General features: G+C 73.2%; 12 protein-coding genes. 6 read left to right on the plus strand and 6 right to left on the minus strand.

The annotated features are described in order from the left end of the window. Nucleotides 1-20 precede the first annotated feature (20 nt). Nucleotides 21-1,643: a chaperonin GroEL gene (gene groL, locus ACZ6QQ_RS24455; protein WP_465879368.1), complete on the plus strand. Its 1,623-nt coding sequence runs from the start codon at nt 21-23 to the stop codon at nt 1,641-1,643. Between the two features lie 56 nt (nt 1,644-1,699). On the opposite strand, the gene ACZ6QQ_RS24460 is transcribed toward groL, so the two are convergent. The 3 genes from ACZ6QQ_RS24460 to ACZ6QQ_RS24470 all read right to left on the minus strand — a co-directional run bounded on the left by ACZ6QQ_RS24460 (nt 1,700) and on the right by ACZ6QQ_RS24470 (nt 5,676). Next, a complete protein-coding gene (locus ACZ6QQ_RS24460; RefSeq protein ID WP_465879369.1) occupies nt 1,700-1,948 on the minus strand; it encodes a hypothetical protein in 249 nt (82 codons plus the stop codon). Nucleotides 1,949-2,080: 132 nt separating this feature from the next. Further along, the gene (locus tag ACZ6QQ_RS24465) at nt 2,081-3,091 is read right to left on the minus strand and encodes a GNAT family N-acetyltransferase (RefSeq protein WP_465879370.1); all 1,011 of its coding nucleotides are present in this window, start codon (nt 3,089-3,091) and stop codon (nt 2,081-2,083) included. 62 nt (nt 3,092-3,153) lie between these two features. Then, entirely contained in the window at nt 3,154-5,676 is a 2,523-nt protein-coding gene (locus ACZ6QQ_RS24470) for a S8 family serine peptidase (protein ID WP_465879371.1), read from the minus strand. A 291-nt stretch (nt 5,677-5,967) separates the two neighbouring features. Between ACZ6QQ_RS24470 and ACZ6QQ_RS24475 the strand changes: the two genes are divergently transcribed. The 3 genes from ACZ6QQ_RS24475 to ACZ6QQ_RS24485 all read left to right on the plus strand — a co-directional run bounded on the left by ACZ6QQ_RS24475 (nt 5,968) and on the right by ACZ6QQ_RS24485 (nt 9,173). Further along, the gene (locus tag ACZ6QQ_RS24475; protein ID WP_465879560.1) at nt 5,968-7,776 is read left to right on the plus strand and encodes a glycerol-3-phosphate dehydrogenase/oxidase; all 1,809 of its coding nucleotides are present in this window, start codon (nt 5,968-5,970) and stop codon (nt 7,774-7,776) included. Between the two features lie 169 nt (nt 7,777-7,945). Next, the gene (locus tag ACZ6QQ_RS24480; RefSeq protein WP_465879372.1) at nt 7,946-8,536 is read left to right on the plus strand and encodes a hypothetical protein; all 591 of its coding nucleotides are present in this window, start codon (nt 7,946-7,948) and stop codon (nt 8,534-8,536) included. Between the two features lie 67 nt (nt 8,537-8,603). Beyond that, complete coding sequence (locus ACZ6QQ_RS24485) at nt 8,604-9,173, plus strand: NADAR family protein (RefSeq protein WP_465879374.1); 570 nt, start codon at nt 8,604-8,606, stop codon at nt 9,171-9,173. Nucleotides 9,174-9,194: 21 nt separating this feature from the next. Here ACZ6QQ_RS24485 and ACZ6QQ_RS24490 read toward each other — a convergent pair whose 3' ends face one another. After that, nucleotides 9,195-10,607: an FAD-binding oxidoreductase gene (locus tag ACZ6QQ_RS24490; RefSeq protein ID WP_465879375.1), complete on the minus strand. Its 1,413-nt coding sequence runs from the start codon at nt 10,605-10,607 to the stop codon at nt 9,195-9,197. Nucleotides 10,608-10,643: 36 nt separating this feature from the next. Here ACZ6QQ_RS24490 and ACZ6QQ_RS24495 point away from each other — a divergent pair, with 36 nt between their 5' ends. Then, nucleotides 10,644-10,913, plus strand: coding sequence for a DUF4031 domain-containing protein (locus ACZ6QQ_RS24495; protein ID WP_465879376.1), 270 nt, complete (start codon nt 10,644-10,646; stop codon nt 10,911-10,913). Between the two features lie 98 nt (nt 10,914-11,011). On the opposite strand, the gene ACZ6QQ_RS24500 is transcribed toward ACZ6QQ_RS24495, so the two are convergent. Then, complete coding sequence (locus ACZ6QQ_RS24500; RefSeq protein ID WP_465879377.1) at nt 11,012-11,665, minus strand: HD domain-containing protein; 654 nt, start codon at nt 11,663-11,665, stop codon at nt 11,012-11,014. 129 nt (nt 11,666-11,794) lie between these two features. Between ACZ6QQ_RS24500 and ACZ6QQ_RS24505 the strand changes: the two genes are divergently transcribed. Then, entirely contained in the window at nt 11,795-12,931 is a 1,137-nt protein-coding gene (locus ACZ6QQ_RS24505; protein ID WP_465879378.1) for an FUSC family protein, read from the plus strand. Between the two features lie 128 nt (nt 12,932-13,059). Here the strand turns inward: ACZ6QQ_RS24505 and ACZ6QQ_RS24510 are convergent, their stop codons facing one another. Continuing rightward, nucleotides 13,060-14,346 carry an aminotransferase class V-fold PLP-dependent enzyme gene (locus ACZ6QQ_RS24510; RefSeq protein ID WP_465879379.1) on the minus strand — a complete coding sequence of 429 codons (1,287 nt, stop codon included), beginning with the start codon at nt 14,344-14,346 and terminating at the stop codon, nt 13,060-13,062. Nucleotides 14,347-14,362: the final 16 nt, after the last annotated feature.

Below are 14,362 nucleotides of genomic sequence, written 5' to 3' on the forward strand. Positions count from 1 at the left end.
GTCCAGGAGGACAACGCCGTATGGCCAAGATCATCGCGTTCGACGAAGAGGCCCGCCGTGGCCTCGAGCGGGGCATGAACCAGCTCGCCGACGCCGTCAAGGTGACGCTCGGCCCGAAGGGCCGCAACGTCGTGCTCGAGAAGAAGTGGGGCGCCCCCACCATCACCAACGATGGTGTGAGCATCGCCAAGGAAATCGAGCTTGAGGACCCCTACGAGAAGATCGGCGCCGAGCTGGTCAAGGAGGTCGCCAAGAAGACCGACGACGTTGCCGGTGACGGCACGACGACGGCGACCGTCCTGGCCCAGGCGCTGGTCCGCGAGGGCCTGCGCAACGTCGCGGCCGGCGCGAACCCGATGGCCCTGAAGCGGGGCATCGAGGCTGCGGTGGCGGCGGTGGCGGAGGAGCTGGCCAAGCTCGCCAAGGACGTCGAGACCAAGGAGCAGATCGCCTCGACCGCGTCGATCTCCGCCGGTGACACCACCGTCGGTGAGATCATCGCCGAGGCGATGGACAAGGTCGGCAAGGAAGGCGTCATCACCGTCGAGGAGAGCAACACCTTCGGGCTCGATCTTGAGCTCACCGAGGGTATGCGCTTCGACAAGGGCTACATCTCGCCCTACTTCTGGACCGACCCGGAGCGGATGGAGGCCGTCCTCGACGACCCCTACATCCTGATCGTCAACAGCAAGATCGCTTCGGTGAAGGACCTGCTGCCGATCCTGGAGAAGGTCATGCAGTCGGGCAAGCCGCTGCTGATCATCTCCGAGGACGTCGAGGGCGAGGCCCTGGCCACCCTCATCGTCAACAAGGTTCGGGGCACCTTCAAGTCCGTCGCCGTCAAGGCTCCGGGCTTCGGTGACCGTCGCAAGGCCATGCTGACCGACATCGCCATCCTCGCGGGTGGCGCGGTCATCAGCGAGGAGCTGGGCCTCAAGCTCGACGGCATCGGCCTCGACATGCTGGGCCGCGCCCGCAAGGTCGTGGTGACCAAGGACGAGACCACGATCGTCGACGGTGCCGGTGACGCCGACCAGATCCAGGGTCGGGTCAACCAGATCCGCGCCGAGATCGAGAAGAGCGACTCGGACTACGACCGCGAGAAGCTGCAGGAGCGCCTGGCCAAGCTGGCCGGCGGTGTTGCGGTGATCAAGGTCGGCGCGGCCACCGAGGTCGAGCTCAAGGAGCGCAAGCACCGCATCGAGGACGCCGTTCGCAACGCGAAGGCGGCTGTCGAAGAGGGCATCGTTCCCGGTGGTGGCGTCGCGCTGGTGCAGGCCGGCAAGACCGCCTTCGACAAGCTGGACCTCTCGGGTGACGAGGCGACCGGTGCGACGATCGTCAAGATCGCGCTCGACGCCCCGCTGCGCCAGATCGCCGTCAACGCCGGCCTTGAGGGTGGCGTCGTGGTGGAGAAGGTTCGCAACCTGGAGGCCGGCCACGGCCTGAACGCCGCGAACGGTGAGTACGTCGACCTGCTCAAGGCCGGCATCATCGACCCGGCCAAGGTGACCCGTTCGGCGCTGCAGAACGCGGCCTCGATCGCGGCTCTGTTCCTGACCACCGAGGCAGTGGTGGCGGACAAGCCGGAGAAGAACCCGGCCCCGGCGGCTGCGCCGGGCGGCGGGGACATGGACTTCTGAGTCCAGTCACGTTGCATTGGTAAGGGGCGGGCCGCGTCAGCGGTCCGCCCCTTACGTCATGTCGGTAGTCGTCGTTGATTGCGTTGCTTGTCCGTACGGGAGAACGGCTTCCTGATCTGGATCGGCGCGTCGACCATCTCCAGCGGTTCCTCGGATGAGAGTTCGTCCAGCCGATCCATTTCCGCACGCTGGTCCGCGTCGCCGTAATCGAGGCGATGTACCGGCGTTTCGGCGGGAATCTCCGCAGCCATCCTGGCCCAGGCGGCCGCGGCGAGATCGTCAGTCGGTTCGTCGTCCTTCGCCATGACTTCCTCCTTGGCTCAAACGGTAGGAGCCGGGAAGGCGACGGTGCTGAGAAACGGCACTATAAACGGATATCTCCTATTCGCCCTTTTCGTGCACTGCGGTGGCAGGCGTCGGGGGATGCCGGGCGGCGGTCAGAGTTGCTTGCGGTAGAGGAAGAAGACCCGCTCGATCCGCGCACCCGAATTGCTGGCATAGAACGGCACCGGGCCCACCCAGCCGATCTCCGCCCGCAGGTGTCCCGCCGCCCGCTGGTCGGCCAGGCACCGCCGCAGCAGCACCCCGCCGATCCCGAGCCCCTGCGCGGCCGGCGCGGTGCCCATCGGACCGAACCAACTCGGCCGCGACGACCCGTACGCGGCGAAGCCGAGCACCTCGACCGTCGAGCCGTCCCCGGCGGCACCGGCGGCGTCCGGGGCGGGACCGTCGGCGGTGGAGGGGGCGACCCGGTCGCGTACGGCGATGTGGCAGCCGGCGCCCGTACGGCCGATCGAGTCGGCGACCTCACCGCCCCAGCCCACCCCGAACGTCTCCCGCGCGAACTCGACCAGCATCGCCGCGTCGTCCGGTTCGGCCCGGCGTACCGTGATGCCCTGTCCGGCCAGCCGCCGTTCGGCGTCCTCGGTGCCGCGCAGGGCCGGCGACCCGTCGTACGACAGGTCGGCCGTCATGTTCCAGGCGGTGTTCTCCTGCTCGTAGCCGAGCGCCATCGCGGCACAGACCGCCGGGGTGTAGCGCACGTCGATGCCGGGCCAGGCGTAGTGCGGCGGGTTGCCGGCCAGCAGCACCTCACTCGCGCCGAGCCCGGACAGGGCGCCCTCGATCCGGGCCAGCAGGGCCCGCCCGATCCCTCGACGGCGGTGCTCCGGGTGCACCGCGACCAGGTCGACGTGACCCAGGGACGAGTCACGGTGGGCGATCGAGCCGAGCACCACACCCACCGTCGCGGACCCCACGACGGCGACGAAACCGACCGTACGGCGGCGGATCGGGGCGCCCGGCAGCGTGGTGGTGTCCCGGAGTCGGGCCACGATCACCGCCGCCTCGGCCGCGTCGTCCGGCAGATCCAGCGCCTCACCGCAGAGGGCCACCACCGCGGGCACGTCGTCGTCGGTCAGCTCGATGATCGAGAAATCGTGGTCCACGACCGCCGACCATAGGACATGGCGGCCCGGTCGCGCTGCCCACCCTGCTGGTCGTACCCGGTTCAGCGGGCCTGCCCGGCTTCCCGGACCGCCGCGTACGCATCGACCAGACCCGCCCCGGTGAGATTGCCCGGCGGACCGCAGGTGGTGTCCGGCCCGGCCGGACCGTCCTCGGACGGCACCACCGGCGCGGCGGTCTCCCGCAGGATCCGCCAGGTCCGGTCCAGGTCACCGACGAGCGCCGGATTCGCCGACCACATCAGCGCCACCACGCCCGCCACGTGCGGGGCCGCCATCGAGGTGCCGCTGAGGACGGCGTACCCGCCGCCTGGCATCGCCGACAGCACGTCCGCGCCCGGTGCGACCAGGTCCGGCTTGGCCGCACCGCCGGCCGCCGGGCCCCGACTGGAGAACGGCGCCACCCGCCGCTCCCGGTCCACCGCACCCACGGTGAGGACATCGGCGTACGGGGCCGGCGGGTCGTCGATCGAGTCACAGCCCGGACCCGTGTTGCCGGCGGCGGCGGTGAAGAAGATCCCGGCCGCGGCGAAGGCGGCCGTGGCCGGGCGGAGCGCCCCGGCGTCGCAGCCCTCGATCGGCGGGCAGCCCCACGAGTTCGTCAGCACCTGCGGGGCGCGGTCCGGCCGACCGTCGGTGAACGGGTCACCGCCGTTCGGGAACGGCGCCAGCATGAACTGGAGGCAGTCCAGGTAGTGCGCCGGGTTGCCGAGGTTGCGGTCGAGGTTGACGCAGCCGATCCAACGGGCACCGGGAGCGACACCGACGTTTTGCCCACCGATGGCGGAGGCGAGCGTGTGCGTACCGTGACCGCCCTGGTCGGTGGGGGAGCGGGTGCCGTTCCACGGGTCGTACCAGGAGTCGTCCCCGCCCCGGAAGCCGCCGCTCAGCGCCGGGTGCCGACCGTCCACGCCGGAGTCCGAGCTGCCGACGACGATCCCCGAACCGGTGGTCCCCAACTGCGACCAGACCCGGTCGGCGCCGATCTGGGTCAGGTTCCAGGACGGTACGGTCGGCGCCGCCCCGTCGCCGTGACTGGTCTCCGGTCGCTCGGGCAGTGGACGCAGTTGCTGACTGAGCAGCACCCGGTCCACGTCGTCCCGCCCGGACAGCCAGGCGCGTACGACCGGGCCGCCGTCCACCTCGATCGCGTTGACCAGGTAGTACGGCGTGTAGTCCAGTCGCCAGCGGTCGAACTGGCGACGCAGGTCCACCTGTGACCGGGACGCGGTGTCGACCAGTCGTTGGTAGACCTCCCGGACCCGGGCCGGCTGCCCGGCCGCCCCGGTCGGCGCGGCGCGCAGGTCGCCCATTGACGCCTGCTCCTTCAGCACCACAAAGAGCTTCTCGCCGTGGAACCCCGGCTGCCCCGGTCCGATGTAGACGCCCCCGGCCACCAGCAGCAGTCCCACCGCCGCCACCGCTCCCACCCGGCGACGCGGGACGACGGACCGGGCGCGGCCGAAGACGACGCCGTACGCGATTCCGAGCAGCAGCGCCACCGCGAGCGAACCGGCGGCGGCGACCGCCGCCCAGAACGGTACGTCCCGGTTGTCGGACAGCAGGACCGAGATCTCCTCCGGGTCCACGAAGGCCAGCGGCCCGAGTACGGCCACGCCGACCAGCCAACCAGCCGGCGCCGACCCGCCGAAACGCCCCGTCCCGCTGACGGCCGGTAGGGCGGCAGTCGGTCCGGTGACGGCCGGCTGGGTGGCAGTCGGTCCGGTGACGGCCGGGCGGGTGACCCGGCGCAGGGCGGCGATGGTGAAGCCGGCCGCCGGCAGGACGAGCAGGGCGGCGAGTTGCGTGCCGGCCGGGCCGGTCCCGCCCGCGACGAGGGTCAGGGCGACGCCGGACACCAGACCGCCGAGCAGCACCAACCGGGCCGGGCCGGCGGGGCTGCCGTCGGAGCGGTGCTCGTACCCGGTCCAGAAGCCCCGGTCGAGCAGGCTGCCGACGAACCAGCCGAGGGCCGCCGAAGCGGCCAGTGCCAGCCCGGTTTCGAGCAGACCGCCGAGCGCGCCCAGCCAGACCCAGGGCAGCAGCAGCGCCAGCCCGGCGGCGACCGCCAGCCCGACCCCGGAGGAGCCCGATCCTGACGCGGGAACCGGTGGGGCATCCGGCGCGGAAGCCGACAGGGCACCGGGGGCAGGGTCGACGGGGACCGGGCGGCGGGATCGGCCGGCGTACCGGCGTACGAGAATCGTCGCCAGCGTGGCGGTCAGGGCGAGTGCGGCCAGGTAGCCCTCGTTCTGTGCCGGAGGAATGGCCCGGAGCAGGCCGAAGACGCCGAGGGCGAGTCCACCGACCAGCCAGACCCGACCGGCGGCCCGGACCGGTACGGACCGGGGCAGCACGGCCAGCAGCACCGCCGGCACGCCGACCAGCACCGTGTTGACGAGACCGGTGACCGGCCAGACCCACGCCGGTTGGGTCAGCCCGCCGACCAGCAGCACCTGCTCCACCAGCCAGCCGACCGCCTGGGCGCCGACCGTCACCGCGACCGCCCAGCAACCGACCAGCACCGCCGCCACCACCGGCCACGGCCCGCCGCCCGGCCGGCCCACCGCCGAACCCGGTGGCCAGGGTGGCTGCCCCGACGACCAGGGTGGCTGCTGCCATGGCGGCTGTCCCGGCGGCCACGACGGGTGCTGGGGCGGCCACGGCGGTTGCCCCGGTGGCCGGGGAGCCGGTTCGGCCGCCGCCGACGGTGGCGCTGACGGTGGCGCCGCCGGTGGGAGAGACGGTTCGTCGGCGGGCTGCGGGGGTCCGACCTGCATGCCCGAAACAGTACGACCCACCGGAAGCGCGACCTGTTCACCGGAGGCGGTTAACGTGGACGGGTGCGCGATCCGAACATATCCCGGTACACCGCCGGCCAGCTCTCACCGATCCGCCGCGCGGCGGACCTGCGTCGCCTGCGCGGCGAACGGTTCGACGTGCTCGTGATCGGTGGTGGGGTGACCGGTGCGGGCGCCGCCCTCGACGCCGCGTCCCGCGGACTCCGGGTCGCCCTGGTCGAGGCGCGGGACTACGCCGCAGGCACGTCCAGCCGGTCCAGCAAACTCATCCACGGCGGGCTGCGCTACCTGGAACAGCTGGAGTTCGGGCTGGTCCACGAGGCCCTCACCGAACGTGGCCTGCTCGCCACCCGGCTCGCGCCGCACCTGGTCCGGCCGGTGCCGATCCTCGTCCCGCTGCCGTCGGGCGCCGGACCGGCGGCACTGCCCGCCCGCGCCTGGCGGCGCTCCTACTACGGCGCCGGGGTGGCCGCCTACGACGCGTTCGCGGGCGTGTTCGGCGGCGGTCGGGGAATGCCGCTGCACCGGCACCTGAGCCGGGAGGGAGCCCGCCGGCTCTTCCCGAGCCTGCGCGCGGACGCGGTCGCCGGGGCGATCCGCTACTACGACGGCCAGGTCGACGACGCCCGACTGGTGGTCACCCTGGCCCGGACCGCCGCCAGCCTGGGCGCGGCCGTGGTGACCAGCGCCCGCGCCGTCGGCCTGATCCGCCAGGCCCGCGAGGTGACCGGGGTACGGGTACGCGACATGGAGGCCCGGCCCGGCTCCCCGGACGCCGAGTTCGAGGTGTACGCCCGTACGGTCATCGCCGCCACCGGGGTGTGGAGCGACGACATGTCGCGGATGCTCGGTGACATCGGCGCCCGCCCCGGACTGCGGGTGCGTTCCTCGAAGGGCGTCCACCTGGTGGTGCCGCGCTCGGCGATCACCGGCGAGGCCGGGCTGATCCTGCGTACCGCGACCTCGGTGCTCTTCGTGCTCCCCTGGGGCGGCCACTGGATCATCGGCACCACCGACACCGACTGGCAGCTCGACCGGGCTCACCCGGCCGCCTCCGCCAGCGACATCGACTACCTGCTCGCCCAGGTCAACACCGTGCTCGACCGGCCGCTGAGCACCTCGGACATCGAAGGGGTGTACGCCGGGCTGCGCCCGCTGCTCTCCGGCGAGGCGGACTCCACCTCCAAGCTCTCCCGCGAACACGCGGTGGTCGAGCCGATGCTCGGCCTGCTGCTGGTGGCCGGCGGCAAGTACACCACCTACCGGGTGATGGCCAGCGACGTCGTCGACCGGGCGGCCCGCCGGCTCGGGCTGGTCCGCCCGTCGCGTACGGCCGACCTGCCGCTGCTCGGCGCGGACGGCTTCCCGGCCATGTGGCGGGACCGGGCCGACCTGGCCCGCCGGCACGAGGTGCAGGTCGGGGTGGTCGAGCACCTGCTGGAGCGGTACGGCACCCTCACCGTCGACCTGCTCACCCTGATCTCGGCCGATCCGCTGCTCGCCGCGCCGCTCGCCGGCGCACCGGAATACCTCGCCGCCGAGGTCGCGTACGCGGCCAGCGCCGAGGGGGCGCTGCACCTGGACGACGTACTGACCCGGCGGACCCGGATCTCGTTCGAGACCGCGCACCGGGGCACCGAGTCGGCCGAACACGCGGCCGAGATCATGGGACGGGTACTCGGCTGGGACGCCCCGGTCCGGGCCCGCGAGGTGGAGCACTACCTGACCCGGGTCGAGGCGGAACGACAGTCGCAGCGGATGCCCGACGACGCCACCGCGGACGCGGCCCGGCTCGGCGCACCGGACGTACGCGGGTTCGCCGCCGACCGGGGTGTCGACGTGGCCGGGGTCGAGGCGTCGAGCTGACCGGGCGGCAGCGGCCCCGTCCGACCGGGTCGGGGCACGGTGGGTCGGAGCGCGGTGGGCCACCGCGGCGACGCCCACGGACCCGGGGCGCGGTCGGTCCGACGCACAATCGGTCCGGCGCGCCGGTGCTGGGCTGCGGTGGAGCCGGTCTGCCCGTACGGTGTGTCGCATGAGCGCCCGGCTGTGGCAACGTGCCGTACCCGTCATCGCCATGAGCCTGATGCTGGTGCCGTTGGCGGCCTGCGGTCAGGCGGACGAACAGGCCCCACCGGTCTGGGAGGCCGGCTCGCCCACGCAGGGCAGCGAGGCGGTGGCCACCCCCGCACCGCCCCCGGTCGTGCCCTCGCCGACCACGGCCTCGCCGACGCCGAGGGCCAGCGCGACGCCCCGGGCGAGTACGAGCCGAACCACGAAACCGCCGACCATCGGCACCGCCCGGGTCTCGGTCGTCCGGACCGGGGCCGGTCAGGGCGCCCGGACCCTGTCGGTGGAGGGCGACGGACGGTGGAGTTACCTGGCCGGCCCGCGGGACGACAACGGCACGTTGAACCAGTCCCAGCGGGAACGGCTACAGGCGCTGCTCGCCGACCCGAAGCTGGACGCCGAGGCACGGGAGCGGGACCGGCCCCGTTGCCGCGACGCCGCCTCGTACGCCCTGAACACCGGCCAGACGACCGTGCTCTGGCAGGCGTGTCCCAACGGGGCACCGGCGACCGCCACCGCGATCGTCCGGCTGTTGGAGGGCGCCACCCCGCTCTGACCCGGTGCCCTGTCCACGGGTCGAAATCGGATGGTGTCGCCGAACGGTTCTCTGGCAACCTGGCGGCGTGTCCGAGACCGCCCTGCCGCCGTGTGACGTCGACGAACTGCGCCTGTTGACCGAGGCCGGCGTACGGCATCGGTTTCTGTTCTTCTGGCGGCACCGGCCGGAGCCCGACGGCAGCATCGGCGCGGGCTGCCTGAGCCAGTGGTGGCCGTCGCCGTTCGTCGTCGACGGAATCCGGTACGCCACCGCCGAGCACTACATGATGGCCGGCAAGGCACGACTGTTCGGGGACGAGTCGAGCGCCGAGCGGGTGCTGGCGGCACCGGATCCTGCCGCCGCGCAGGCCCTGGGGCGTCGGGTTCGTGACTTCGACCAGGCGGTCTGGGAGGCGCACCGCTTCGACCTCGTGGTGGCCGGCAACGTCGCCAAGTTCGGGCAGGACCCGGACCTGCGGAACTATCTCGTCGGCACCGGCGGCCGAGTGCTGGTGGAGGCCAGCCCGATCGACCGGATCTGGGGCATCGGCCTCGCCGGTACGGACCCGCAGGCACAGGACCCGGCCGGCTGGCGGGGCCTCAACCTGCTCGGATTCGCCCTGATGCGGGCCCGCGCCCGGCTGGCCGCCGGATAGGACCCGATCGGGTCACCGGGCTCATCCCGGGCCCTCGACGACCTTGCCGGGGTTGAAGAGGCCGGCCGGGTCGAGCGCGTCCTTGATCGCCTGGTGGACCCGGATGCCGACCGGCCCGATCTCGCGGGCCAACCAGTCCCGCTTGAGCAGACCCACCCCGTGCTCGCCGGTGCAGGTGCCGCCGAGCGACAGGGCCAGCTCCATGATCGCGTCGAACGCCCGCCGGCTGCGCGCCACACTGTCCGGATCCGCCCGGTCGACCACGATCAGCGGGTGCATGTTGCCGTCCCCGGCGTGCCCGACCACCCCGATCAGCACCCCCTGCTCGGCCCCGATCCGCTCCACCCCGTCGAGCAGGGCCGCCAGGGCGCTGCGGGGCACCGCCACGTCGTCGAGGAAGAGCCCGCCGTTGCCGCCGGGGAAGGCCTCGGCCGCGTACCGCTCCATCGCCGGGTGGGCCAGGCGCCGGGCCGCGAGCAGTGCGGCGGCCTCCACCGCGTCGCTCGCGGCGAACACCTCGGCCGCGCCGGCCGAGGTGCAGACCTCGGCGAGCCGGGCCAGGTCGGCCGGGGCCCGCGAGCCGGTGTCGACCGCCGCGAGCAGCAGCGCCCGGGCATCCGTACGCAACCCCATCGGCCGGTACGCCTCGATCGCCCGCAGGTGGGTCTGGTCCAGCAACTCCAGCAGGCTCGGGGAGAGCCCCCGGGCGGAGATCTCGGCGACCGCCGCCCCGGCGGTGGCGATCGACTCGAAGACCGCTACCAGGGTCAGTGACTCCTCCGGGGCGGGGCGCAGCGAGACGGTGATCTCGGTGATCACCCCGAGGGTGCCCTCCGAGCCGACGAAGAGCCGGGTCAGGTCGTACCCGGCCACCCCCTTGGCGGTACGCCGACCCGTGCGCAGTACCTCACCGGAGGCGAGCACCACCTCCAGGCCGAGGACGTACTCGCCGGTGACGCCGTACTTGACGCAGCACATGCCGCCCGCGTTGGTGGCCACGTTGCCGCCGATGGTGGACGACTCCCAGGAGCCCGGATCGGGTGGGTAACGCAGGCCGTACCTGGCGACCTCGGCGGCCAGGGCGGCGTTGACCACGCCGGGTTGCAGCACGGCGATCCGGTTGACCGGGTCGATCTCCAGGATCCGGTCCATCGCGGTGGTGCTGAGCAGCACCGCGCCGTCGACCGCGTTCGCCCCGCCGGCCAGCCCGGTCCGCGCACCCTGCGGGACGACGGGTACGCCGTGCGCCGCCGCCACCCGCACCACGGCGACCACCTCGGCGGTGCCGGTGGGGCGGACCACCGCCACCGGTGTGCCCGACGCGCACAGGTCGGCCTCGTCGTGCCGGTAGCCGGCGAGCAGGTCCGGGTCGGTCAGCACGGCGGCCGTACCGATGGCGGCGCGCAGGTCGTCGATCAGGGGGGATCGGGCCATGGGTGGCAGGCTAGCCGCCGGACTACCGTGACGGCCATGGTGTACGTCGACCCACCCGCCTGGCCCGCCCGTGGCCGACTCTGGTCACATCTGGTCAGTGACGTGTCCTACGCCGAGCTGCACGTCTTCGCGGAGATGGTCGGCGCACCCCGCCGGGCGTTCGACCGGGACCACTACGACCTGCCGGAGAACCGCTTCGCGATGGCGGTCTGGCTCGGCGCCCGAGTGGTTCCCGGCCGGGAGATCGCCCGCCTCCTGCGCGCCGCCAACCTCCGCCGCCCCAAACACCTCAACCCACCCCGCTAACCCCCGCCCCCCGCTCCCGTTGAGGATGGCCACTCTTGTAGAGAAAGAGTGCCTATTCGGGGCCGGATAACCACTCTTTCTCTACAAGAGTGGTCGGGTCAGGCGGGGGGTGAGGGGGCGAGGCGGGTCAGTTCGCGGGTGAGGTTGGTGCGGGCGGGTTGTTCCCAGCGGGCGGCGAGGGTGGGCAGCCGGTAGCGGGTGGGCAGGTCGAGCAGGTCCCGGAGCACCGCCGCCCGGCCGGCACGGAAGCTCTCGGCCGGTACGTGGGCGTACTCGCGGCGGATCGCGGCGGCGTACTCGTCGTACACGGGGGCGGGAGCGGCGAGGATGGCCAGGTCGGCGTCGCAGAGCAGCGCCCCGGCCCGGTCGGTCGGCTCGACCCGGTGCCCGGCGGTGAGCAGGACCAGACGTTCGACCTCGATCACCGCCGCGGCCGGCAGGCCGAGTCCGGTCAGCAGCTCCGTGGCGAGGGCGGCACTGGCCCGCTCGTTCGTGTCCCCCGGCGACCGGGGGTCGTAGATCGCGTCGTGACACCACGCCGCGAGTCGGACCGGGTCGGCGTCGCCGGTCCACCCCGCCTCGGCGTCGACCACGTCCAGTACGGCAACCAGGTGATCCACCGTGTGGTAGTGCCGGTGCGGCTCCCGCCACCGCCGGAGCAGGTCCCCGCCGGCATCGTCCAGGGCGGAGTCGGCGGCGGTGGCACCCGCGTTCCGGGCGGCGGTGCGCCACCGCTCGGTCAGCCCGGTCATCCGACCGCCCCGATCGCCGCCACGGCTGGAGGTTGAACGGGTCGATGGTGGGTAGTCCCGGCCATGGAGTCCGCCCGGAACAAGGTCCGCTCAGCCGCAGATCTTGACAGCGAGCGGGTCAACCACGTAGTGAGCGAGCTGAGTGCGCGTTCGAAGACGACGGTGCAGGATCGGGTGCACGCCGTCCGAGCCAACTTCGTGCTCGCCCTCCAGGCCGGCGTGGCCGCGTTGCTCTCCTGGTACATCTCGCACGACATCCTCGGCAACACGGATCCGGTCTTCGCGCCGATCTCGGCGGTGGGCACGCTGGCCGCCTCGCTCGGCCAGCGGCTGCGCCGGACCGTCGAGCTGATCCTCGGAGTCGCGGTCGGGATCGGGATCGGGGACCTGCTGATCATCGTGGTCGGCAGCGGACCGGTGCAGCTCGGAGTGATCGTCACCCTGTCCATCATCGTCACCATCTTCCTCGGCGGAAGTGTCGCCGTGGTTACCCAGGCGGCCGCCACCGCCGTACTGCTGGTCGCGTTGGCGCCGAAGATGAGCAACGTCGAGTTTCCCCGGGTCATCGACGCGCTGGTGGGCGGCGGGGTGGGGCTGTTCGTGGTGGCGCTGCTGCTGCCGCTCAACCCTTTGCGGATCGTGGACCGGGCGGCCCGGCCCGCGTTGGAGACCCTGGCCGAACAGCTGACCGTGACCGCCGACGCGCTGAGCGAACACGACTCCGGCCGGGCCGCGATGGCACTGGAGCGGCTGCGCCGGGTGGAGGAGTTCATGGACACCCTCCAGGAGGCGCTGGAGGGGGGCAGGGAGACCGCCACCCTCGCACCCGCCCGGTGGAACCGACGCCGGGCCCTGACCCGGTACGCGGAAAGCGCCGAGTACATCAACCACGCCGTACACAACAGTGGGGTGCTGGTCCGGCGGGCGGTGACCGCGCTGGAGGACGACGAGCCGATCCCGGCCGCGATGGCGTCGGCGGTACGGCAGTTGGCCGACGCGGTCCGGCTGCTGCACCAGGAACTCGGCGCCGGGCTGGACCCGGAGGCCGCCCGGGAGCGGGTGCTGCGTGCGGTCACCGCCGCCGGGCGGGCGTACAACGAGGGGGTTGGCTTCTCCGGCAGTGTGGTGGTCGCCCAGGTCCGGACCACGGCCAGTGACGTGCTCCGGGCCACCGGGGTCGAGCGGACCGAGGCGAACCGCCTGGTCCGCCAGGCGGTGAGTGCCCAGACCAGCCCGACCCACACCGCCCGCCCGGCGGCCCACTGACCGGCTCGGCGGCCCGGGTGGTCGGGGCACCGGCCCGACAGCAGCGCCCAGCGCACCAGCGCACCGAAGCACCAGCGCACCAGCGCCCAGCGCGCCGAGCACCAGCGCGCCGGGTCGGTGGCGGGCGGTCAGCCCAGTTTGGCGAGGGCGTCGAGGAGTGCGTCGACGTGGGCGGCGGTACTGCCGAGGCCGATGCTCGCGCGCAGCGCGGTCGGCGGCAGGTCGGACCGACCGCTGCGGCCGGCGGCCTCGGCGAGCAGCCGCCGGGCCAGCGGGTGGGCGCAGAACAGTCCGTCGCGGAGCCCGATTCCGTGACCCCGGGCCAGGTCGGCGGCGACATCGGCGGAATCCCGGCCGGCGACGACGAACGAGACGATGCCCACCCGTGGCGTGTCGGCGTCGAACGTACGCAGCTCGACGATGCCCGGCAGGGCGTGCAGGCCGTTGCGCAACCGGGTCAGCAACTCCTGCTCGCGGGCGTGCAGTTCGTCCCGGTCCGCCTCGCTGAGCGCGGTACAGACCGCGGCGAGGGCGACCGCGCCGAGCAGGTTCGGGGTGCCGGCCTCGTGCCGTCCGGGACCGTCCGCCCAGCGCACGTCGTGGGTGGCGGTGCCGACGCCGAGGGTCGCGCCACCACCGAACAGGTACGGCGGGGCCGCGTCGAGCCAGTCCGCCCGCCCGGCGAGCACGCCGGTGCCGAACGGGGCGTACAGCTTGTGCCCGGAGATCGCCACGTAGTCGAGCTGCGACTCGGCGATGTCGACCGGTGCGTGCGGGGCGAGCTGGGCGGCGTCGACCGCGATCCGGGCGCCGTACCGGTGGGCGACGGCGGCCAGCTCGGTCACCGGCCAGCGCTCGCCGGTGACGTTGCTCGCACCGGTGACGGTCACCAGGACCGGCGCGGCCCGATCGGTGTCGCGGCGCAGTTCGCGCAGCGCCTCGCTCAGGGCCCGTACGGCCGCCGCGGGCGAGTGGGGCACCGGCAGTCGTACCGTGTTCGGCCAGGGCAGCAGGTTGGCGTGATGCTCGCCACCGAAGGTGACCACGGTGGTGCCGACCGGGACCGCGCGGGCCAGCAGGTTGAGTGCGTCCGTGGTGTTCCGGGTGAAGATCACTTCGTCGTCCGGGCGGGTGCCGAGAAAGTCGCCCACCGTCTGCCGGGCCCGTTCGTAGGCGAGCGTGCTGCGCTGGGAGAGCGCCCCGGCGCCCCGGTGCACACTGCCGTACCAGGGCAGTAGCTCGGCCACCGCGTCGGCCGCGACCCGGGCGCACGGCGCGGTGGCGGCGTAGTCGAGGTTGACCAGGTCGGGAACGCCGAGCACGTCGAGCGGCCCGGCCGGTGCGGCGGCGGACCCGGTCGGGGCCGTCGGGCGCGGTACGGCGGGTGAGGAGACGGGTACGGGTGTGGGACGCATGGGTACGACCTCCGGC

It is taken from the genome of Micromonospora sp. NPDC049529 (assembly GCF_055586685.1).

Excerpts from the sequence above, each read along its gene's own strand:
- ACZ6QQ_RS24510 (WP_465879379.1), bottom strand. The coding sequence starts at position 14,346 with ATGCGTCCCACACCCGTACCCGTCTCCTCACCCGCCGTACCGCGCCCG.
- ACZ6QQ_RS24490 (WP_465879375.1), bottom strand. The coding sequence starts at position 10,607 with ATGGCCCGATCCCCCCTGATCGACGACCTGCGCGCCGCCATCGGTACG.
- ACZ6QQ_RS24460 (WP_465879369.1), bottom strand. The coding sequence starts at position 1,948 with ATGGCGAAGGACGACGAACCGACTGACGATCTCGCCGCGGCCGCCTGG.
- groL (WP_465879368.1), top strand. The coding sequence starts at position 21 with ATGGCCAAGATCATCGCGTTCGACGAAGAGGCCCGCCGTGGCCTCGAG.
- ACZ6QQ_RS24495 (WP_465879376.1), top strand. The coding sequence starts at position 10,644 with ATGGTGTACGTCGACCCACCCGCCTGGCCCGCCCGTGGCCGACTCTGG.
- ACZ6QQ_RS24500 (WP_465879377.1), bottom strand. The coding sequence starts at position 11,665 with ATGACCGGGCTGACCGAGCGGTGGCGCACCGCCGCCCGGAACGCGGGT.
- ACZ6QQ_RS24480 (WP_465879372.1), top strand. The coding sequence starts at position 7,946 with ATGAGCGCCCGGCTGTGGCAACGTGCCGTACCCGTCATCGCCATGAGC.